This is a genomic window from Brachyspira suanatina, assembly GCF_001049755.1.
GTDB classification, from domain to species: domain Bacteria; phylum Spirochaetota; class Brachyspiria; order Brachyspirales; family Brachyspiraceae; genus Brachyspira; species Brachyspira suanatina.
The window spans coordinates 1,849,203-1,870,928 of the sequence record NZ_CVLB01000001.1 but is presented as its reverse complement, the minus strand read 5'-3'; the positions used below and the strand labels follow the sequence as shown (position 1 = coordinate 1,870,928).

General features: G+C 28.6%; 22 protein-coding genes and 2 tRNA genes. 17 read left to right on the top strand and 7 right to left on the bottom strand.

What is annotated here, in order from left to right:
• The first annotated feature begins 63 nt into the window (after nt 1–63).
• The 3 genes from BRSU_RS08060 to BRSU_RS08050 all read left to right on the top strand — a co-directional run bounded on the left by BRSU_RS08060 (nt 64) and on the right by BRSU_RS08050 (nt 2,198).
• The gene (locus BRSU_RS08060; RefSeq protein ID WP_048594844.1) at nt 64–396 is read left to right on the top strand and encodes a cupin domain-containing protein; all 333 of its coding nucleotides are present in this window, start codon (nt 64–66) and stop codon (nt 394–396) included.
• A 144-nt stretch (nt 397–540) separates the two neighbouring features.
• On the top strand, nt 541–1,158 hold the full coding sequence (locus tag BRSU_RS08055) for a membrane protein (protein WP_048594843.1): 618 nt from the start codon (nt 541–543) through the stop codon (nt 1,156–1,158).
• A 32-nt stretch (nt 1,159–1,190) separates the two neighbouring features.
• A complete protein-coding gene (locus BRSU_RS08050) occupies nt 1,191–2,198 on the top strand; it encodes a calcium/sodium antiporter (RefSeq protein WP_048594842.1) in 1,008 nt (335 codons plus the stop codon).
• On the opposite strand, the gene BRSU_RS08045 is transcribed toward BRSU_RS08050, so the two are convergent.
• From BRSU_RS08045 to BRSU_RS08030, 4 genes are read right to left on the bottom strand one after another with little or no spacing between them, the layout of a single operon-like run.
• Complete coding sequence (locus BRSU_RS08045) at nt 2,199–2,906, bottom strand: ATP-binding cassette domain-containing protein (protein ID WP_048594841.1); 708 nt, start codon at nt 2,904–2,906, stop codon at nt 2,199–2,201.
• Nucleotides 2,896–3,624, bottom strand: coding sequence for an ABC transporter permease (locus tag BRSU_RS08040; RefSeq protein WP_048594840.1), 729 nt, complete (start codon nt 3,622–3,624; stop codon nt 2,896–2,898). Before BRSU_RS08040 ends, BRSU_RS08045 begins: the two co-directional genes overlap by 11 nt.
• 2 nt (nt 3,625–3,626) lie before the next feature.
• Entirely contained in the window at nt 3,627–4,037 is a 411-nt protein-coding gene (locus BRSU_RS08035) for an META domain-containing protein (RefSeq protein ID WP_048594839.1), read from the bottom strand.
• A gap of 32 nt (nt 4,038–4,069) precedes the next feature.
• Nucleotides 4,070–4,474, bottom strand: a complete 405-nt coding sequence (locus BRSU_RS08030; RefSeq protein ID WP_048594838.1) for an META domain-containing protein — start codon at nt 4,472–4,474, stop codon at nt 4,070–4,072.
• A 177-nt stretch (nt 4,475–4,651) separates the two neighbouring features.
• Here BRSU_RS08030 and BRSU_RS08025 point away from each other — a divergent pair, with 177 nt between their 5' ends.
• From BRSU_RS08025 to BRSU_RS08015, 3 genes are all read left to right on the top strand, one after another.
• Complete coding sequence (locus tag BRSU_RS08025; protein ID WP_048594837.1) at nt 4,652–5,515, top strand: metal ABC transporter substrate-binding protein; 864 nt, start codon at nt 4,652–4,654, stop codon at nt 5,513–5,515.
• Between the two features lie 9 nt (nt 5,516–5,524).
• The gene (locus BRSU_RS08020; RefSeq protein WP_048594836.1) at nt 5,525–6,265 is read left to right on the top strand and encodes a metal ABC transporter ATP-binding protein; all 741 of its coding nucleotides are present in this window, start codon (nt 5,525–5,527) and stop codon (nt 6,263–6,265) included.
• Between the two features lie 85 nt (nt 6,266–6,350).
• Nucleotides 6,351–7,406 carry a variable surface family protein gene (locus tag BRSU_RS08015; protein ID WP_048594835.1) on the top strand — a complete coding sequence of 352 codons (1,056 nt, stop codon included), beginning with the start codon at nt 6,351–6,353 and terminating at the stop codon, nt 7,404–7,406.
• Between the two features lie 405 nt (nt 7,407–7,811).
• On the opposite strand, the gene BRSU_RS08010 is transcribed toward BRSU_RS08015, so the two are convergent.
• Both BRSU_RS08010 and BRSU_RS08005 read right to left on the bottom strand, forming a co-directional pair.
• A complete protein-coding gene (locus BRSU_RS08010) occupies nt 7,812–8,627 on the bottom strand; it encodes a metal ABC transporter permease (protein ID WP_048594834.1) in 816 nt (271 codons plus the stop codon).
• A gap of 35 nt (nt 8,628–8,662) precedes the next feature.
• Nucleotides 8,663–9,715 carry a DegT/DnrJ/EryC1/StrS family aminotransferase gene (locus BRSU_RS08005; protein ID WP_048594833.1) on the bottom strand — a complete coding sequence of 351 codons (1,053 nt, stop codon included), beginning with the start codon at nt 9,713–9,715 and terminating at the stop codon, nt 8,663–8,665.
• A 177-nt stretch (nt 9,716–9,892) separates the two neighbouring features.
• Here BRSU_RS08005 and BRSU_RS08000 point away from each other — a divergent pair, with 177 nt between their 5' ends.
• The 11 genes from BRSU_RS08000 (at nt 9,893) to BRSU_RS07950 (ending at nt 18,645) form a co-directional block, all read left to right on the top strand.
• A complete protein-coding gene (locus BRSU_RS08000; protein WP_048594832.1) occupies nt 9,893–10,858 on the top strand; it encodes an ABC transporter substrate-binding protein in 966 nt (321 codons plus the stop codon).
• 68 nt (nt 10,859–10,926) lie between these two features.
• On the top strand, nt 10,927–11,676 hold the full coding sequence (gene truA, locus BRSU_RS07995; RefSeq protein WP_048594831.1) for a tRNA pseudouridine(38-40) synthase TruA: 750 nt from the start codon (nt 10,927–10,929) through the stop codon (nt 11,674–11,676).
• Nucleotides 11,677–11,751: 75 nt separating this feature from the next.
• Nucleotides 11,752–11,834, top strand: a tRNA-Ser gene (locus BRSU_RS07990).
• Between the two features lie 33 nt (nt 11,835–11,867).
• Nucleotides 11,868–11,940: transfer RNA gene (locus BRSU_RS07985), tRNA-Arg, on the top strand.
• A gap of 39 nt (nt 11,941–11,979) precedes the next feature.
• The gene (locus tag BRSU_RS07980; protein ID WP_048594830.1) at nt 11,980–12,531 is read left to right on the top strand and encodes a KdsC family phosphatase; all 552 of its coding nucleotides are present in this window, start codon (nt 11,980–11,982) and stop codon (nt 12,529–12,531) included.
• A complete protein-coding gene (lptC, locus tag BRSU_RS07975) occupies nt 12,509–13,072 on the top strand; it encodes an LPS export ABC transporter periplasmic protein LptC (protein WP_048594829.1) in 564 nt (187 codons plus the stop codon). The genes BRSU_RS07980 and lptC overlap by 23 nt, the downstream gene beginning before the upstream one ends.
• Nucleotides 13,056–14,396, top strand: coding sequence for an LptA/OstA family protein (locus tag BRSU_RS07970; RefSeq protein WP_048594828.1), 1,341 nt, complete (start codon nt 13,056–13,058; stop codon nt 14,394–14,396). Before lptC ends, BRSU_RS07970 begins: the two co-directional genes overlap by 17 nt.
• Nucleotides 14,380–15,348 carry a hypothetical protein gene (locus BRSU_RS07965; RefSeq protein ID WP_048594827.1) on the top strand — a complete coding sequence of 323 codons (969 nt, stop codon included), beginning with the start codon at nt 14,380–14,382 and terminating at the stop codon, nt 15,346–15,348. Before BRSU_RS07970 ends, BRSU_RS07965 begins: the two co-directional genes overlap by 17 nt.
• Before the next feature lie 262 nt (nt 15,349–15,610).
• Nucleotides 15,611–16,423: a hypothetical protein gene (locus tag BRSU_RS07960; RefSeq protein ID WP_048594826.1), complete on the top strand. Its 813-nt coding sequence runs from the start codon at nt 15,611–15,613 to the stop codon at nt 16,421–16,423.
• Nucleotides 16,424–16,457: 34 nt separating this feature from the next.
• Complete coding sequence (locus BRSU_RS07955) at nt 16,458–18,149, top strand: hypothetical protein (RefSeq protein ID WP_048594825.1); 1,692 nt, start codon at nt 16,458–16,460, stop codon at nt 18,147–18,149.
• A 121-nt stretch (nt 18,150–18,270) separates the two neighbouring features.
• Entirely contained in the window at nt 18,271–18,645 is a 375-nt protein-coding gene (locus BRSU_RS07950) for a hypothetical protein (protein WP_048594824.1), read from the top strand.
• An 87-nt stretch (nt 18,646–18,732) separates the two neighbouring features.
• Here the strand turns inward: BRSU_RS07950 and secA are convergent, their stop codons facing one another.
• Nucleotides 18,733–21,675, bottom strand: coding sequence for a preprotein translocase subunit SecA (gene secA, locus BRSU_RS07945; protein WP_048594823.1), 2,943 nt, complete (start codon nt 21,673–21,675; stop codon nt 18,733–18,735).
• Between the last annotated feature and the right edge of the window lie 51 nt (nt 21,676–21,726).

Sequence of the window (21,726 nt, the reverse complement as noted above, 5' to 3'; positions counted from 1 at the left end):
CAGCAACAGATTTTTATATATATAAGTTAGATAATAGCAGTAAATGAGTTAAGGTTTTTATATATGGGGAATTATATTAACAATATAGATTATAAAAAGGTAGTCTCTTTAAAAGATTTAGTAGCAATTAAAGATATATCTATGCTTTCATTAGTTGATAGAAAAAGTTTAGCTATGACAATAATATCAGCTGATAAAAGTAAAGAAATTCCCACACATACAAGCACAGGAGATGTTTTGGTTACAGTGATTGACGGAAAGGCAGAAATAACAGTCGATGTCGTTTCATTTGAAATATCATCTGGAGAATCTATTTTAATTCCTGCTAATGCTCCTCATTCATTGAAAGCCTTAGAAGCATTCAAAATATTAGTTATACAAGTGAAACCAGAGTAACCCTAAATAAATTCATAATTATGGTATGGGATTGTTTCTTGTCCCATACCATCTTTATTTAATGTAAAAATATTATAAATACTTATTTAAAATTTAATGAAAATAATATATATTATTAGATATATTTTTTATAGGATTTATATTATGGGAAAAGTGAAAAATGTTTTTACTATGGCAACTTTATATCTTATTAAGAATTTACTAAATTTTTCTTCAAGATTACTGCCAGTATTTATAATTATATTGTCTTTATTAAAAGTATCAAAAGCGTTAATTGATTTAAGTTGGTATTTTGTTCTAAGCATATTATTAATAGAAGTTATACTTGTAATATTTGCATTGGCTTTTGATTCTATGTTTTTCAAAAATAAGAAAGCTTCTGATAATGCTTCAAATAGTTCATCAGATAATACTAAACAAGAAAATTCTGGTACATCTGAAGTGGCAGTTGCTAATAAATTTTCAGTATTGAATATAGCTGTTATCTTTTTTGCATTTTTAGGAATAATATTTGTTATATTAAAATTATTTAATGCAGTTCCTTGGAGCTGGGTATGGGTTCTTTCTCCATTATGGCTTTCTACGGCATTGGTGCTTGCTATATTATTAATATTTATAATAGTATTTATAGCATCAGCATTAAGTAAAAAAGATAGATCTAAAATAGAAGATAATAATTCTGAAATACCTTCATCAGAAAATTCAGAAAATAATACAGAAAAAACAGAAAGTACAAACAATACAGAAAATAAAACTGAATAATTAAATATATTAAATTAAAAGGAAATAATTCGATGGAAAATATTGTGTTGAATATAGTTTTTACGGTAGCTGGCGTATTGCTATTATATTTGGGCGGAACATATATTGTAGATGGAAGTGTTATGATAGCCAATAAGCTTAAAATTCCGCCTATAGTTATAGGACTTACTGTTGTTGCTATGGGTACATCTATGCCTGAGCTTTTTGTAAGTTTATTCGGGGCTTTGAGAGGAGAGAGCGCTATTGCTGTAGGTAATGTTATAGGAAGTAATATATTTAATGTGGTTTTTGTACTTGGGGTATCGGCTTTATTTATGAGTATGTCTGCTGGTAAAAAGTCATATTATGTTTCTATGATATCTATGTTTATAATGTATGCCGCATTAGGAATTATGCTTTTTAATATAGAGACTAAAAGTTTAACAGGAGATAAGATATCTATAATTGAAGGAGTAATACTTCTTATTTTATTATGCATATATATTTATTATTTATATAGTGTAATATCAAAAGATAAAGATGAATTAGCTGCTTTTGAAAAGGAAGTATCATCATCTACTAAAACACATTCTATAGGAAGAGCAATATTTAAAATAATAGTTGCTATATTGGCTTTAGCATTCGGTTCTGATATTTTTATTAAAGGTGTTACAGGAATATTTAGAAATTTCCTAAGCGAGCATATAATAGGTTTTATAGTTGTTGCAGTTGGAACTAGCATACCTGAGCTTGTTACAAGTGTAATAGCTGCTATCAAAAAAGAAGCTGATATATCTATAGGAAATATAGTTGGAAGTAATATATTTAATGTAGGCGGAGTTCTTGGAATATCATCTATGGCTTCATTTAAATTCGGAGGAATTATATTAAGTAAAACTCAAAATTATCTAATAGACTTTTCTATTATGGTATTTGCTGGTTTATTACTTTTAGCTTTTACAGCAAAAGGAAAAAGTTTAGGTAAAATAAAGGGTTGTATATTCTTAATAGTTTATGTAGCTTATGTTATTTATTTGCTTAAAACTACATCAGCAGCATAATTAATTATTTATAAGTATATCCGTCAGTTTTGCTTGCTGAGATTGATGATATTGTAATTGATTTTCTGTATCATTATTTTCAATATATGTTTCAAATATTAATTGAGTAAAGTTATTTTTATTTGATAATATATATACATAATCTCCAAGCATAACTGCTTCTGATACATCATGAGTAACATAGAAAAATGTTTTATTTGTTTTTGATTGTATATTTTTTATTATGTCAATAAGTTCTTTTTTTCTTTTTATATCCTGTCCTTGTAATGGTTCATCCATAAATATAAAATTTGAATCATAAGCCAAAGCTCTTGCTAAAGATAATCTTTGCTTCATTCCTCCGCTAAGTTCATGAGGTTTTGAGTATATATTATTTATCAGTCCCGTCATTTCTAATGCATTCTTTATTATTTGGTCAATATCATTTTTATTTTTTATTTTATCTTTTAATACATATTCTATATTTTTGTATGAAGTTAAAAAATCCAATAGTCTTGATTCTTGATATACGAATGCTTTATCATCTTTATTTATTTTTGATGATATTATATTCAATAGGGAAGTTTTTCCTGATCCTGAAGCACCTAATATTATATTGATTTTATTTAAATGGAAATCTATATTGAAATTTTTAAATATTATTAAATCATTATAAGAAAGATTTATATTTTCTAATCTTAATGTATAGTCATTTTTTTTATTTGTCATTATTTATCCTTATAATGATTTCAAATATGCCATTAAATATTATTGCAATAAGACAATAAGCAAATAAACTTACGCTATCTAAATATAAATGAGATTCATAAAGTTTAGTTCCTATTCCCAAAGTAGGTAAAGCAAGTATTTCTGCAGCTAATATACTTTTCCAAGTAATTCCCATAGACTGCGATATTCCGGTAAATATATATGGTTTTATATATGGTATATAAAGATTTATTATTTGAGTTCTTAAAGATACATTGTATGATATTGACATTTCTATTAATTTTTTATCTACGCTTATTATTCCATTAGTTATAGAATCATACATTATTGGGAAAATAACAAGCATAGAAACGAATATAGGCACTGTATTATTATCGAACCATATTATAGCAACTAATATTAATGGTATAGTAGGTATTGTTCTTATGAAATTTATAATAGGTATTAATGTATATCTAATAGGCATAAATATTCCTGCTGATATTCCTATTATAAATGATAATAATAAAGATAAAGCAAATGTTATTAATACTCTAAATAAACTTGATAATAAATCTTTATAGAATGATTTTTCAGATATTATTTCTATAAATTTTTTTAATATATTTGGTATATTTGGAAATATTATCTCAGAATTTATTTTTAAAGCAGCAAAATACCATAAACTTATGAATATAATAATGCCCAATATCAAATATATAAATTTTTTATTTTTCATTATTATTTTATTCTTTTAAATATAAGTGTATCATTATCTAAAGTAGTGATTGTGAGAGTATTGCTAGTAAGTTCTATTGAAGATGCTTTGCTTAGCAGTTCTATATATTTTTTTTCTTCTTCTACCGCTTCTGAAGTACCGCCCATTTTAGTAACTACCATATCGGTGAATATTATCATATTACCTCTGCGCATTTCATAGTTTCCAAGATATGTATTGAATCCGCTGTATCCGTAAAATTCATCATTATAAAATGATATTGTAATTCCTCGTCCTGCAAACATATTTGTAAGCTGAAAAGTTTTTCCATTTAAAGTACTTGTAGATATATTTATTGATTGCGATGTTGTAGCACAGGAGCTTATAAATATTATTATAGTTAAACTTAGTATTAAAATAAACTTTCTAGCCATTAAAATATCCTATATATATTATACAATATTGCTTAAAATTCTTCAAAAACTAAATTTTCACTGGATAATAATGTATATATTATTAATTGCTTTCCATTAATTTTATAGGAAGTAGCATTTTGCAGCATATTAAGATATTCTATTTCAGCAGCAATTTTGTCACTTGTACCAGATTTTTTAGTCATTGATATAGATAATATGTTAAATATATCTCCATCTATAGTATATGAAGATGAATAATTATTAACAGCAGAAAAACCATATATTGTATCTGGTGTGAATTCTATTGTAATATCCATATCAGGATATATACTTACCAATTTAAATTTTCTACCAAAAAGAGAATCATTTTTTGGTTCTTCTATATGAGTAACTTTTGCTGTTGAGCATGAAAATATAAATAATGCTGCTATTAAAATATGTACAATATATTTCATAATTATCCTAAATTTAATTTATAATATTATTTATATTGTCGGTAAAAACTTTTTATTTTTGATAATGTAACTTTATATATTATTTTATAATGTTAGTATGATAAAACATATTGAAATTTGATGATTCTCATATATAATTGAAAATATTATATAATAATTATAAGGATATAAAGATTAATGAAAAAAATTTTAACAATCATTTTTATATTATCATTGTTGGTAGGATGCAGTAATGCTTCAAAAAATAATCAAAAACAAGATTCTTCAGATAAATTAAAAGTTTATGCTAGTATTTATCCTATGTATGATTTTGCTAAAAAAATATGCGGAGATAAAGCGGATGTATATAATATGACTTCTGCAGGATCAGAACCGCATGATTTTGAAATAACTTCAAAAGATATGGCTAATTTAACAAAGGCTAATTTATTTATTTATAATGGCGGAGGAATGGAGCATTGGGTTGATACAGTTAAAGACAGCATAAAGGAATTAAAATATATAGAAAGTTCTTCTAATATTGATAATGAAGGATTAGATCCTCATTTTTGGCTTTCTCCTATAAAAGCTAAAAAACAAATGGAGAATATAAAAAATGCATTGGCAGAAATAGATGCCGCTAATGCTGATTATTACAATTCTAATTATAATTTTTATGCTGACAGATTAGATGAATTGGATAATCATTTTAGAGATGTTTTATTAAATGTACAAAATACTAATTTGGTAGTAACTCATCCAGCTTTCGGACATTTTTGTAAAGAATATTCTTTAAATCAAGTTGCTATCGCAAGAGATGAGGCTGATCCTAAGGCTATGTCTGATACTATAGCTTTTATAAAAAATAATAATGTAAAAGCTATATTTTATGAAGATTTTTCAAGTTCTAAGCTAGTAGATTCTATAGCGAAAGAAACAGGAGTAAAAATACTTACATTAAATCCTATAGAATCTTTAAGCGAAGAATATATTAATGCTGGAGAGGATTATTTTTCTGTAATGGAAGAGAATTTTATTTCTTTGACTAATGGACTTAATTAAAATAATATTATGAATAAGATTATAGAATTTAAAAATGTACATTTTGGATATACTTCTGATGATATACTTAAATGTATAAGTTTTGATGTTAATAAAGGGGATTTTGTATCTATAATAGGTTCTAATGGTGCAGGGAAGAGTACTATATTAAAACTTATTTTAGGAGAGATTAACCAATTCAGAGGAAGCATCAAATTATATGAAGAGGACATAAATAAATTTAAAGACTGGAAAAGAATAGGGTATTTGGAACAGAATGCATATTCTAAAATTGTTAATTTTCCTGCTACAGTTTATGAGATAGTTATGTCCAATAATTTTGCTGATATAGGTTTGTTTAAATTTCCAAATAAGACTCATAGTATTAAAGTTATTAATGCATTAGAGCTTTTAGGTATGGAAAAATATAAAAATAGAATGATATCAAAGCTTTCAGGCGGACAGATTCAAAGGGTATTTTTAGCTAGGACATTAATATCAGAACCAGATTTACTTGTACTAGATGAGCCTACAAATGGTGTGGACAGAGAAACTATTGACTTAATATACAAAATCTTACAGGATTTAAATAAAGAAAAAAAAGTAACTATAATAATGGTTACACATGATGTTGAGAAGATGTCTAATATATCTAACAGAGTATTTTGCTTTGAAGAAGGTTCTTTAGTTGAACTAGAGAAGAAGCAAATATATGATGAGCTTTCTCATAAACATAAACATCCTAATAGCGATAGTGTTTGTTCATGTTAGTCTAATTAAAATATTCTTGTAAAATAAATTTGATTTTTTTGTAAATAAAACTTATAATTCTCGAAATTTTTTAGGAGAATGAAATATGAAAAAGATTTTATTAACTATGATTGCTTTATTATCAATTACAAATTCTTTAGTATTTGCTATGTACGGCAACAACAATGATTGGATTGATTTTCTTACAGACGGAAATCAATTCAGAGCAAGAATGGATCAGTTAGGTTTTGTATTAGGAAATGATAGTATTAAAGGTACTGTTGGTTTCAGAGCTAATACAGGATATTGGGGATCTATTTTAACTTCTTCAGCAAATACTAAATTAGATGCAACAGTTTCAGCTGGTATAGGTTATACTTCTGATATAATAGGTATAGGACTTGGTTATAATTATACTTATTCTGAAGGATATAAATTAGATGTACATACTCCTGTTTTAGCTGTTAATGCTTTAGCTAATAATCTAAGGATAGTAGTTCCTATTCAAGTAGCTGTAAAAGATAAATTAGATAATACTTACGATAATTACATGGGTATTAGCTTAGATCCTCAAATCAGATACTATACAGGAATGGATTTGATCAATCAAATAAGATTAATAGTAAAATATGGTATGAATCAAACTAAAACTGCATCAGAAACATATACAGCTTCATCTTTTGGTTTTGATTTCAGATTATATTTTGGTGCTTCAGTTGGAAATGTTACGCTTAATCCTTTCATCAAAGTGACTTATGATACTTCTTTAGGTGCTAAAGGAAAATCTGTTGGAAGTTATGAAGTATTATCAGACAGCGTAGTTATACCTACAACTACAGGTGATGTGCTTGATAGAGAAACTTATACTGTAGCTATACTTCCTACTTTAGCTTTAGAGGCAAACAGCGATATAGTTTCTCTTTATTTAGAGCCTGGTATAGGTTATTCTATTACTGATTATGGTATGAAAGGTTCTAAGCTTGAGCATTCTTTAGCTTGGTCAGCTTATGCAGAGCTTTATATTACTCCTGTTGAAGATTTAGAATGGTATTTTGAGATGGATGTTAATAATTCTAATAATGAAAACACAGGAGTTCCTGTTAGCTTTGCATCTACTACTGGTATTACTTGGTATTTACCTTCTTTCGGAGCAGCACAATAATAAATAACATAAATTAGAAATAATGAAAAGGGCTTGAATATGACTAATATTTAAGCCTTTTTTATTTAACTTTATTTTAATTCCCTGCCCTTTATTCTTTGATGTTTCATTTTGTACTTTAATCTTCATTATATTTTTTACCTAATTAGAATTTTCAGCACCCGCCCAAGCTTTGATTAAATTTAGAATTTTATTAAACGCACGATGTACGAGTTTTTTGATATAATTTAAATTCTATTTTTAATCAATCTATATTTTTAATTTTGTTCTGCGTGCGTTAAATATTTTTCTATTTAAAAAAAATTAGGGTGGGTGTTATAGTTACAGAAAAAGCAAAAAAAAAAATTTAATATTATAGTATCAAATTAGATTATAAATCTAGATGGTGGCAGATGTAATAGAATTTTATGATACATTATGCCTTGATGATAATAAAGACTTTAATAATATTATAATTATAAAAGTAATTATGCTTATTAAAACTATAGTAGCCCCAGGCTTAAGACCTTGATAATATGAAATAAATATCCCTAATATTGTAAAAAATAGATTGAATATCACAGCAAAAATAATAGTTTTTTTATAACTGTTAGCAATTTGCATAGAACAGGCAACAGGAACTACCATCATCGATGAAACTATTAAAGCTCCTACAGCCCTTGCTGATATTGATACAGTAACAGCAGTTAATATTGTGAAAATAAAATTAATTCTATTGACAGGCACTCCTGAAAGTTTTGCCAATCTCTCATTAAAAGTTATATAAAAAATTTCTTTGTATAAGAAAATGAATATTAGTATTGATATAGAACTTATTAATATTACTAATTTCAATTCAAAATCGCTTATAGCAACAATACTTCCAAATAAGAAACTGTTAAAGTTTGAATTGTTAGCTACGAACCCTGAAAGAAGCCCAGCAATCCCTATAGATAAAGACATTATTATCGATATAGACATCTCACCATATTTAGCTATTTTTTTTCTTATGAACTCTATTGATAATGCAGACAGTATGCAGAATATTATTGAAGCTACTATTGGATTTATATTAAAAACTAGTCCGAATGTAACACCTGCAAGCGAAGTATGAGAAATAGCATCTCCTATCATAGAAAGCCTTTTTAATACAACAACTACACCTATGCAAGGTATTATCACAGCAAGCATAATACCTACTAGGAAAGCTTTACGCATAAAATCATATTCAAATATTTCCATAGGATTTTCCCGTATAATCGCTAAAAAGTATATTATTATCTTATTTGCTTTATAAGTTTGCAAATGAGTTCAGCCTCATTTTTTTGCAAAGTAGGGTATATAGGCAATGATATGCTTTTTAAATATGCATTCTCAGTATTAGGATAATTCTCATTAGGTAAATTAAGATACTGATGCAAAGGCTTGAATATAGGTCTAGCCGCTTCTACATTATGTCTTTCAAACATTTTTATAGCATCATATATATTCATGCTGCCGTTAAGCATACATACATATCTGTAATATGAAGGGCTTTCACTATCATGAGTAGATAATTTCATCAAATTACTTTCAAGTATTGCATTATCATAAAATGAAGCTATATCGCCTCTCACTTCTACCATTCTTTCAAGATGCTTAAGCTCTTCTATTCCTATTGAAGCCTGAAGATCTGTGGCACAATAATTGAATCTTCTTACAAAATTTTCTTTTTTATCATAATGAATAATATCTCTTATAGCATCCATTCCTTTTTTCTTTGTAAGTATCATTCCTCCAGCACCGCCTGAAGTTATCATTCTAGTTGCAGAAAGAGAGAAGTATGCAAAATCTCCGAAACTTCCAAGCAAAGTATCTCTGTACTTTCCTCCCAAGCTATGAGATGCATCCTCTATAACAGGTACTTTAATATCAGCAAGCTCATCAATTAATGCACAATTTCCAAACATATGAGAAACTATAATTGCTTTAGTTTTTTCATTGATAGCCTCTATAACATTATCCATAGATATTTGGAAACTGTCTTCATCTATATCTATTAAAACAGGAGTAGCTTTTAAACTTGTAACTACTTGAAGAGGTGAGGCATTAAGAAAAGATGACATTATAACTTCATCTCCTTCACCAACTTTTAAATGTCTTAATATAAGTTCTAATGCAGCAGTTCCGCTATTAACAAATATTGCTGTAAAACCTTTTCCGAAATAATTAGCAAAACTTCTTTCGAATTCTTGTATAACATTACCTGTAGCAAGATTATCGCTAATCATTACTTTCAAAGCAGATTCTAAATCTTTTTTTCTTATAGTAGGTCTGGAATGTCTAATCAATTTTTATTCCCCATATCAAATTAAAATATTATCAATGATGATATCATAAAATACATTATTTTCAATAAAATTCAATTATGATGAATGTATATTTGTAAATTTTATTTGACTTTATTGTTTTCGTATTATATACTATTAGTAGTAATTGTGTCATTTTTTTATAAAGGAGATTTTATTATGAAAAAGTTATTTATTACTTTGTCAATTGCAATCTTGTTTATTACATCATGTTCATCAAAAAAAGATAATGCTAGTGTTTCATCTTTAAATAGCGACTTTAAAAAAATAGGAATACTTCAGCTTGTTGAGCATTATGCATTGGATCAAGCTAATAAAGGTTTTGTAGATGGTTTGAAAGAAGCAGGATATGAAGATGGTAAAAATATTGTCATAGATTATCAAAATGCTCAAGGCGAGCAGGCAAACTGTGTTACAATATCTCAAAAATTTATTAATGACAAAGTAGATTTAATATTAGCAATAGCAACACCAGCAGCACAGGCTGTAGCTAATTTAACTAAAGATATACCTATACTTGTAACAGCTGTTACAGATCCTGCAGATTCAAAATTGGTTGCAGATAATAAAATGCCAGGAGGAAATGTGACAGGTACTTCAGATTTAACTCCTGTAAAAGAACAAATGGATTTGCTAAAAAAATTAGTTCCTTCAGCTAAAAATATAGGTTTTTTATATAGTTCCAGCGAACAGAATTCCAAATTCCAAATAGATATTGCTAAAGCAAAAGCAAATGAATTAGGATTATCATATGTAGATGCTACAGTAACAACTCCTAATGATTTACAGCAAGTTGTTCAGAGTTTAATAGGTAAAGTAGATGTTATATATGTACCTACAGATAATATGGTATCAGCTGGTATGGCTAATGTTATAGGTGTTACAGGACCTGCTAATATACCTGTAATATGCGGAGAGGCTGCTATGCTTAATGCCGGCGGACTTGCTACTTATGGTATAGATTATTATGAGCTAGGAAAATTAACTGCTAATCAGGCAGTAAAAATATTAAAAGGTGAAGCTAAACCTGCAGATATGCCTATAGAATATATGGAAAATCCTGTATTAGAAATTAATACTAATGCAGCTAAAAAATTAAATATTACAATACCTGCAGATTTATAATAATATAATTTTATAACTATACAAAAGCCTGTATAAATATTTATATAGGCTTTTATTTTTTAGTAGATATGAATAATATAAAGATAACAATACAATATGACGGTACAGATTTTTATGGTTGGCAGATACAGCCTAATTTGAGAACTGTTCAGGGTGAGATATATAAGGCTGTTCAAAAGGTATATGGAGAAAAGATAACTATATACGGATGCGGAAGAACGGATGCTGGGGTTCATGCTTTAGGACAGGTTGCAAATTTTAGAGTCCCTAAAATGCTTGTTCCTATTAATAAGGTTCATATAGCTTTGAATTCGTATTTGGATAGAGATTTAAGAATAATAAAAGCTGAAGAAATGCCTGATAACTTTAATGCAAGGGCTTCAGCTACATTTAGAGAATATTTATATATAGTTCATAACAGTAGTACATCTTTTCCTTTCTATGAAAGATATGCATGGTTCTATAGAAAAAATGTTATAGATGAGAAGTTGATTAATGAATATGCTAAATATTTGATAGGTGAGCATAATTTTACTTCTTTTTGTTCTACAGAAGATGAAAATGATTCTAAATTTAGATATTTAGAGAGACTTAAAGCTATAAGAAAAGGAGATACAATATATTTTATAATAAGGGGCAATGCTTTTTTACATAATATGGTTAGAATTATAGTAGGTACTTTAGTAGAAGGTCAAAAAAAGAAAATGCCTACTAATTTTATAGAAGATATACTAAAGAGTGAAGATAGGTCAAAAGCATTTGTTACAGCACCTGCACATGGACTTTACTTCAGAAGAGCATTTTTTAAAGACGAATGAATTTTTAATTTATAAAAATTTAAAAAAAACTTGAAATAAATTTTATATATGTTATAATACCTTTTATATTTGTTTGGAGAGTTCGTTCAATTGGTAGAGCAGCGGTCTTGAAAACCGCCGGGCTAACACCCATGTGGGTTCGAGTCCCACACTCTCCGATTTTATAAAACTTGATAGCTTCTTTATTATAAGGGGCTTTAGCTCATCAGGATAGAGCACTGGTTTCCTAAACCGGGTGGGCAGGTTCGAGTCCTGTAAGCCCCAAAATGTTTTGTCCTAATACTTTAATAAAAGTTTCTTAAAATGAATATCAGAGATTATATTTCATATCTATTAAATAAAAATAAATTAAAGAAAGTTAAGCTTTTAGTATCAGATATAGACGGAGTTATGACTGACGGCAGATTAATATTTGATGATAATGGTGTTGAAAGTAAATTTTTTAATACTCAAGATGGTATGGGGGTAGTTTTAGCATTAAAAGCTGGTATAAAAATTGCAGTTATTTCCGGAAGCAATTCTAATGCCATAAAAACAAGATTTGATAAATTTAGAAGGCATGGGTTTGAAGATTTGATACTTGGTCAGGAAAATAAAATGCCTGTTATTTTAACTTTAATGGAAAAATATGGTTTAAAAAAAGAAGAGATAGCTTATATAGGTGATGATTTAATAGATTTGAGTGTTATGAGATATGTAGGAATATCTTTTTCTCCTAAAGATGCTCATAATGAAGCTTTAAAAGTTGCTAATGTTATAATTCATAAAAGAGGCGGATACGGTGCAGTTAGAGTGGTAATAGATATGATACTCAAATCTAAGGGTATTTATAATGAAATTGTTAGTAAATTTTAGCATCTTGTCTTTAATACTATGTGTTTCCTGCACTAATTTTAATAATCTTGGTAAAGAATTCCAACAAGAAGATAATTTTGTTCCTCCACCTGATATGGAATTTTATGGTTTTAGAAGAGAAAATTATGATACTAATTTTAAACAGTTAGATTCTTTTGCCACCAATGCTAAATTCTATAATAAACAGAAATTGGTTGAACTTTATGAAAGCAGAACATATACATATGATTCTAATAATACTATAGCTGCTAGTTTGTCTGGTGAATTTATAACTATAAATCAGGAAACATTATTTACTCAAATATATACAAACGTAATAGTAAAAGCATCAAATAATACAATACTTTATACAGAGTATTTGCAATGGGATAATGAAAAACAGCAATTTAGAAGCCCAGTTCCTATTAGAGTAGAGCAGGAAGATGGAAGTTGGCTTACAGGAAGCAGTATGGAAGGTGATATGGGTTTAGAGCATATTACTATATATAATGAAGTTGATGAAGGTGATGCTATAGGAGTTCCAGTTGCTGAAGGTCAATAAAGTTTTTGTTACAGTTATATTATTTATATTGGCATTGTCATTAATCGCCCAATCAAGAAGAAGTGCCGATAAATTCACTTATAATAATAAAACAAAAGTTTTTCAATATACAGGTAATTCTAAAATGGAGGACTCATCTGCAGTAATTACAAGTCATGTTATGACATTCTATCAGGAAACAGAATTAGCTACATTTAGCGGAGGAGTTAGACTTTTAAGTAAAACAAATGGTTCTACAATAACAGGCGGATATGCAAGCTATAATGGTAAAACTAGATATGCTTATGTGAAGAATAAACCTGTGTTAAAATCTCCTACAAATAATATGACTATAAGAAGTTCATTTATGGAGAGAGATTTTAATACTCCAATAGCTAAAGCTATTAGTAACGTACATTTAACACATGTTGATAGAGAAAGTAAAAGAAAAACGGACGGATATGCTGATAATTTGATTTATGATATGGATGCTGAAACAGCGCTTCTTACAGGCAATCCTAGACTTTATCAAGGTGCTGACAGACTTGAAGGTGAAATATTAGAGTATAATGCTAGAACAGCTACTGCTAATGTTATGGGAAGAGGTAAGATATATGTACTTCAAACTAATAATTATATTAATTCTTCTGAAACAAATAAAAAAAATAGTAATGTAAGTAATTATAATATTGTAGTAGCAGACAGATTGTTTTTGAATGAATATGGAGGAAAAGACAATAATACACGTACTTTATATGCTTATGGAAATGTAACAGCTTATTTTTATGAAGAGAATATGATACTTAAGGGCGGATATATAGAGTATGAAATAGATAATGAACATATCTATATGTATCAGGATCCTTCCGTTAGAATACCTGACAGAGGGATTATAGCTTTTGGTGAATGGATAGAATATAAAAAAGACGAAAAGTTTAAAGATGTTATATTTCATAATGATGTTGTTATGATTGATTATGATGAAAGTTTATCATTAGAAGGAGATTTGCTTCATTTAGATCCTGATACAAAAGTTGCTACGGTAAGCGGAAGTCCTAAAGCCTATGTAGAGGATAGAAGTATCAAAATAACATCAGTTACTATGCAGATGTTTAATGATGAAGAAAAACTCCGTGCTAATGGAAATGTACATGTAGAGGGTAAAGATATGAATTCTCAAAGTGCTTGGGCTACTTATTTTGATGAAGATAAATATTTGAGGCTTTGGGGTGAAAGTCCTTATTTAAAACAAAAAGATAGTGTAGTAAGAGCAAGAGAGATAAAATATTATATAGATACTGAAAAAGTTGAAGCTATAGGTGTAAGCGGTGAAATACCTGAGTAATATAGTATTTTTGTTTTTGATATTCTTTTTATCATGTCAAAAAAGTAATGAACCTCTTAATAAAGATAAAGTATATGATGTTAATATAACTTATATAAAAGATGATAGTATTGTCGGTTTTACTCCTGGTGATTTTCTTGATATTTTCGATGATGATTTATCAAAACTTACTTATGATATATTAGGTTATAAAATAAAATACAATTTGAAAAATGGTATTGATGATAATAAATTTTATTCAGACAATAGAAAAATAATAATAGAAAATTCAGATATTTTTAAAAGAGATTTTATAGATATAAAGAATATAGATTACAATCAATTAGAGAAAGATATATTATATTCACTTTCAAATGAAACCAGTGCAAATATAAAAAAATTATTCGGATATGAATATGGAACTCCTCTAAAAGTAATAGCAGAAAATATAGCACCTTCTTATGAACAGAGTATACTGAATGTTTGGAATAGTCCTGTAAAAGGAAGGAATGAACTTATTGATGCTAAAAGATTATTTATATTTACATCTTTGTATTGGAGGATAGTTGCTAATGAATTTAGAGATAGTTCTATAGTGATAGTGAATATGCCATTAACTTCAAATTATAGGGGAATGAGTGCTAAATCTATTTCTGATGGAGGATTTGTAGATAGAATAGTATGTGAAAATAATAATATAAGACCTTGCAAATCAATTTCCATAATAAGTACTTATCAATTTTTAAATTCATCAATTGATAATGAAACATTAAAGAATATATTCTCATATTATATTATTCAAACTATAGCAATGATGTTTCCAAAATATGATATACATTCTGATGAAAAACATTCTATAATGTCTGAAGTTAATAGATTTGATTATGTTAACTGGTATAGTAACATAATAAATTTTCAATTAAATACTCCTTATAAAACAATTAAATATTATAAGGATAGTATTAAAAATTAAACATAATAAAATAGTATAAATTAACTATGTAAAAATCAACATTATGCAAAAAATGTCTATAAAAATTAATACAAAAATTATTAAGTGTCTAAAATATATGTTTGATATGTAGTGTTTTTGGTTATTAAATAAAGATAATGGTAAATTTTTTGTAAAACCATATAAAAACAGTATTTACTAAAAATTAAAAGATAGTACAATTCACATATAAACATTTTTATTATTATGTCGATTTTTAATATATGGAGAAAATTATTTTATTATGAAAAAGATATTTATTAACATTTTACTACTAGTTAGTTTTTCACTGGTGCATGGTTTTGACGAAGGTTTTATTTGGGCATTAAAGGCAAATTTTAATGGTACAGCAACACTACCTTCTATCAGTAAAGAAGATTTAGCTAAAATAGGTGCTGCATATATGAAGGGGTCTGTAGGATATACTATGGATGGTGAAGCGGAACTTGGTTATTTATTTGGTTCTGAAAGATGGTTTAATGGTATGGCTCCAGATAAATTCAGCGGTATGAGTTTATTTGTTTCTATAGGTATTGGAAATGGATTTGCAGGACAGATTGCTGGTAATAAAGTAGGAGATGTTACAGCAGCTGCTTATATAAATGTTAGTTATGCTCCTGTAATAAGTTTTGGTGTTGGAACTAAAGCTTATTTCTTAAATAGTAGATTAGCATTAGGTTTACATATAGGAGGAAAATTAATTGCAGATTTATCTCCTGAATATTTAGCATATTTTGACCAAGAGATGGCTGGTTTCCCAGAAATAGGTGAAATAATAGTAACAGATTTTATGATCAAAAATATGAATCCTGTAATGTTTAGTATGAAATTTATGATAGAATATAATCAGCCTGTAAATGACAGAGTTGAGGTAATATTAGGTGCTTATACAAGATTTAATGTATATTCACCTGGATATATAACAATGCCGGATAGTTTGTATAAGTTAATGGAGCCTGTTAAAGATCCTAATTTTACATTAGAAACACCATTAAAATCTTATTATATCAACTCATTAGATTTTGGTATAACATTAGGTCTAGCATTTAAAGGATAATTAATTATTGTTTATAAATTGTAAGGAAAATTATATGAAAAAGATTTATTTATTATTTTTGCTTATAATATCTATTTTTATGATGTCATGCGGAGGGCATTTCTTTAATCCTAGGTATTATTATAATAAATCAAGCAGCTCTTCATCGGGTGAGGCACCTGATACAGGTCCTGAAAAACTTCCGGATGATGTTCCTGCTGATGAAGATCCATTTAAACTTCCTGAAGATTATAATGATCCTAATTATCAGTTTCCTGCAGAAAATTTTAAAAGCTGGTTATTTAAAGCAAGCTTTCAAGGAGATAAACTTCCTATATACAATTTCTTTAATGATAATACTAGAAGTTGGATACCGGGCGGCTCTGATTGGAATAATATACCTGCAGAATATTATGATGGTAAAGACGGAGAAAATTATGTTGTTAGTGGTCCTTTAACTATTGGTATCACTGAATTAAAAGTATATAAATATGCTGCAAATAACCCTCTATACAGCAGTTTAGGATATTTGCCTGGAAGAATGGATAGGTTTAATTTTTATGCTATAAATGGTAAGGCTACTTCAGCAGCTACACTTAAGCAATATCTTATAGCAGTGGATACTTATTCTAAATTTATATTTGCTTTTGGAGCTATTACAGGTACAGAATCAGTTCTTGGTGATAAAATACCTACTCAATTTGAAGCTATTGAAAAACATGGAGATAAAAAAGCCTTTTATGAATATGATCCTATAGGATATGTTACAGCAAATGGAGCTGTTATTTTATATGAACATTATAAAAAAGAGTTTACAGATGCACCTACTTCTTATATGCCTAAAGATCATAATTTTGATAAAAGGGCTGAACCTACTCCTACAGGTCATGGTTATTCTCCTTACAGACCTTTAGATGCATCATCTACAGAACCTGCTCCTGAAGAAGATCAAAAAACTTTTAAAGATAATATAAATGCTGTTAAAGCTAATTATCAGGAATTTAAATATCGTGATTATTCAGGATATATGGTTGATGGAACATCAGCAATAGATTTGAATTTATGGAAATCAGGAAATTATGGCAGTCTTAGTCTTAAATCATATTCTTATACATTTGAAAATGGTACAGGAACAGATGTGAATGTCCCAAATATAAGATTTGTAGTAGAAACATATAATAATGCTGGCGCTAGAGAAGAAAAAACATATAAAGTAAAAACTATTACTTCTAAGTATAAGGCTATATATGAAAATACTGCTAATCCTTCAGATACTGTTATAGTGTCATTGGTAAAAGTAAATAATAAAGATACAATATCTTTTAATGGTACTTCATTAGATCCAGATTTTAAAGATTATGGTCCTATATTTACAGATAGAGTTATTGGTGCTAGATTTGAAGGAACTGGAGATAGCTCTACTAGAAATATAGTTTATCAATTTAATTCTGATGGAACTGAATTTACTTTGACTTATGAAGAGGAATATTGGGAATGGTTTGAATATAAATGGAGAAGTAAATCATTTACATATACATTAAGCAGATTTGATAATGATGCAAATAATAATTACAGGGCTGTTTATGGAGTTCCTCAAGGCACTTCAGGTACATTAGGTGATATTAGACATGGATGGGTTGTTCTAGAGGGTAATAATGATGGCACTATAAAAGTAAGCGGAAGTTATGGAACAATATTAACACCTGGTTCAGGTTCTTCGTATGGATATGCCGCTAACAGAAAATAATTTATAATAAGGAAATTAAGCGGGGAGGAATAAAAAACTCTCTCCGCTTTTTTATCAATTAGTATTTACAAAAACTATATTTTTTATATAATATATACTATATAATGTTAGGATAAATAAAATGTATAAAAAAATTATTTTATTATTAATATCTTTATTTTTACTTTCTTGTACTTCACCTTTTACGCAGCAAGGTATTAAGTTCAAAGACAGAAATGGTACTTATCAAGATACTGCTAAAAATATTACAGTAACTGTAACAGAAGCAGATAGTCAAAATTTAACTATTAGTGTTCTAAATGTAGATGGCGTAGCTCTTAATGATACTTATGATATAACATCTGCAGTAACTACTGGAAATTTTACTCTTAAATCAGTTAATAATAAAGATTATACTTATATAATTAATTTTTATGGTAATACTAGTATAGTTTTCAGTGTGAGAAAAGGTTCAAATCACCCTATAAGTAATAAGGAATTAAAAAATACAAAGTAAAAAATTAATATTTTATAAATAAAAAAGGTATATATAAAATCAATTATATATACCTTTAATTTTTGCATTAATTCTTTTTTCTTTTACTTACTGAGGATTATCCTTTCCATGGCAATGTTTATATTTCTTACCGCTTCCGCAAGGACAAGGATCATTTCTTCCTATTTTCTGAGTCATTTTAACATTAGCCTGTGCAGTTTTTACTTTGCTTTGAATAGCTTGTGCATTACCTCCATTCATAGCACTAGCACTGCTTTTCTCTTCAACACCGCCATCAAATGCACTCTCTCTTTCCATACTGTCAAATGAATTAGGTATTATTCTTACTCTCATTATCAAGTTCACAAGCTCATTATGTATAACATTCATAGTAGCTACGAACATTTTATAACCTTCAAGTTTGTATTCTGTAAGAGGGTTTTTCTCGGCATATCCTCTAAGTCCTATACCTTCTCTTAAACTGTCCATAGCAAATAAATGATCCTTCCATCTGTTATCTATTATAGAAAGGAATATGTTTTTTTCTACCTCTCTAAATATTTTTTCATCTATTTCGGACGCTTTTTTTCTGTATGCTTCTAATAATAGGTTAGTAAGATTTTTTACAGCATTGTCAACACCGCCCTCTACAGCTTTGTTAGCAGCATCTTCATCTATGCCTATTAAATAACTGTTAAGCCACTTAGTTACTTCTAAAGGATCAACATGTTTTTTATTATCTGATATGTCTTGAATAGTTTCTTCAGTTACTTCAGATATGATTTCTTCTACTCTAGGAGATATATCATCAGAGTAAAGTATATAATCTCTCTCACCGTAAACAGCCATACGCTGCTGATTCATAACATCATCATACTCAAGCAAATGCTTTCTTATATCAAAGTTTCTGCCTTCAACCTTTCTTTGAGCATTTTCTATTGATTTGTTAAGCCATTTATGTCCAAGTTCTTCTTCTTCACCCATTCCCATAGCAAGCATCATCTTAGAAACTCTCTCACCGCCGAATAAACGCATTAAATCATCTTCAAGAGATAAGAAAAATACGCTAAGTCCTGGGTCTCCCTGTCTTCCGCTTCTACCTCTAAGCTGATTGTCAATACGTCTTGCCTCATGTCTTTCACTTCCTATAACATGCAAACCTCCAGCTGCAAGTACTCTTTCTTTATCTGTTTTAGCTTTTTCATTTATTTGTATTATTCTGTCAATCTTTTCTATCATTTCATCGGCATTGTTTTTTTGTGCCAATTCTTTAGCTTCTTCAATCTTTCCAGATATAACACTTCTTACAAAAGCCTCTTTATAAAGGTCTATTGATTTTACTTTCTTTGTTAATTCTTCTTTTTTGTAAGGATCTCTCTCTTTGAAAGCTTTATCTCTCATAAGTACAAGTATTTGCTCTATTTCAGCAACACCTTTAGCAACAGGGTTTCCTCCAAGCACAATATCCGTACCACGTCCTGCCATGTTTGTAGCAAGTGTAACGGCTCCTGGTTCTCCTGCCTGTGCTATTATTGCAGCCTCTCTTGAGTGGTTTTTGGCATTCAATACTTCATGATTGATTTTATGTCTTTTGAATACTTTTGATAATTCTTCGTTCATTTCCACTGATACAGTACCAACAAGAGCAGGTTTTCCGGCATCCTGAAGTTCTTTAATATATTTTGCCAAAGCCTCAAATTTAGCCTTTCTTGTTCTGTATATTCTATCTGATAAATCCTGTCTTGCTATAGGTTTATTAGTAGGTATAACAGCAACGTCTAATTTGTATATTTTATAGAATTCTTCTGCCTCTGTTTCAGCAGTACCAGTCATACCTGAAAGTTTAGGATACATTCTGAAATAGTTCTGGAATGTAATTGTAGCATAAGTTTGTGATTCATTTTGTATAGCAACTTTTTCTTTAGCTTCTATTGCTTGGTGAAGTCCGTCACTATATCTTCTTCCTTCAAGTACACGTCCTGTAAATTCATCTACAATCAAAACTTCTCCATCTGTAACCATATAATCAACATCTTTTTTGAACACTTTATGTGCTTTTAATGCCTGATTAACATGGTGAACTATAGTACTGCTTTGGGCTCCGTATAAGTTCTCAACATTAAGGAGTTTTTCTACCTTGTGTACGCCTTCTTCTGTAAGGTATACGTTTTTATCTTTTTCATCTAATACATAATCACCAGTGCCGGCCACCTCACGCATTCTCTCGTCAACTTCAGCCTGTTTAAGCATTGGTATTATTCTGTCAATTTCATAGTACATTTTTATGTTTTTCTCAGCAGGTCCTGATATGATAAGAGGTGTTCTAGCTTCGTCTATCAAAATACTGTCTACCTCATCGACTATGGCAAAGTAGAATTTTCTCTGAACTTTATCCTCTTTTCTAGTTACCATATTATCTCTTAAATAGTCGAATCCGAACTCATTATTAGTACCATAAACAACATCGCAGTTATAAACGGCTCTTCTTTCCGGTGAATGAGGTCTAGTATTATCAAGTATTCCTACACTTATACCAAGCATAGAATATATAGGAGTCATCCATTCAGCGTCCCTTTTAGCAAGATAATCGTTTACTGTAACTACATGCACTCCAAGTCCTGTTAAAGCATTAAGATAAACGGCAAGTGTAGCAACAAGAGTTTTACCTTCACCTGTTTTCATTTCAGCGATTCTTCCTTGATGAAGTACTGCTCCTCCCATAACCTGTACATCAAAGTGTCTCATTCCTGTAGTTCTTATACTAGCCTCACGAACCACGGCAAATGCCTCTGGAAGTATATCATCTAATATATTTTGAAGTTTTTTCTTATTTTCTTCTTTGCTTAAATCTAATTCTTCTGTTTTGCATCCTATGTATTTTTCTACTCTTTCTCTGAATTCTTTTGTTTTATTTGTAAGTTCTTCATTGCTTAATTTCTTTATTTCTTCTTCAAATGTTAATGTCTTTTCTGCTATAGGTTTTAATATTTTAGCATCATTTTGTTCTTTAGAGCCGAATATTAATTTGAATACTAAGTCCATTGCTCCCATTAGTATAAACTCCTTAAAAATCTAATATATAGGTAAAATATTTTTTTATTA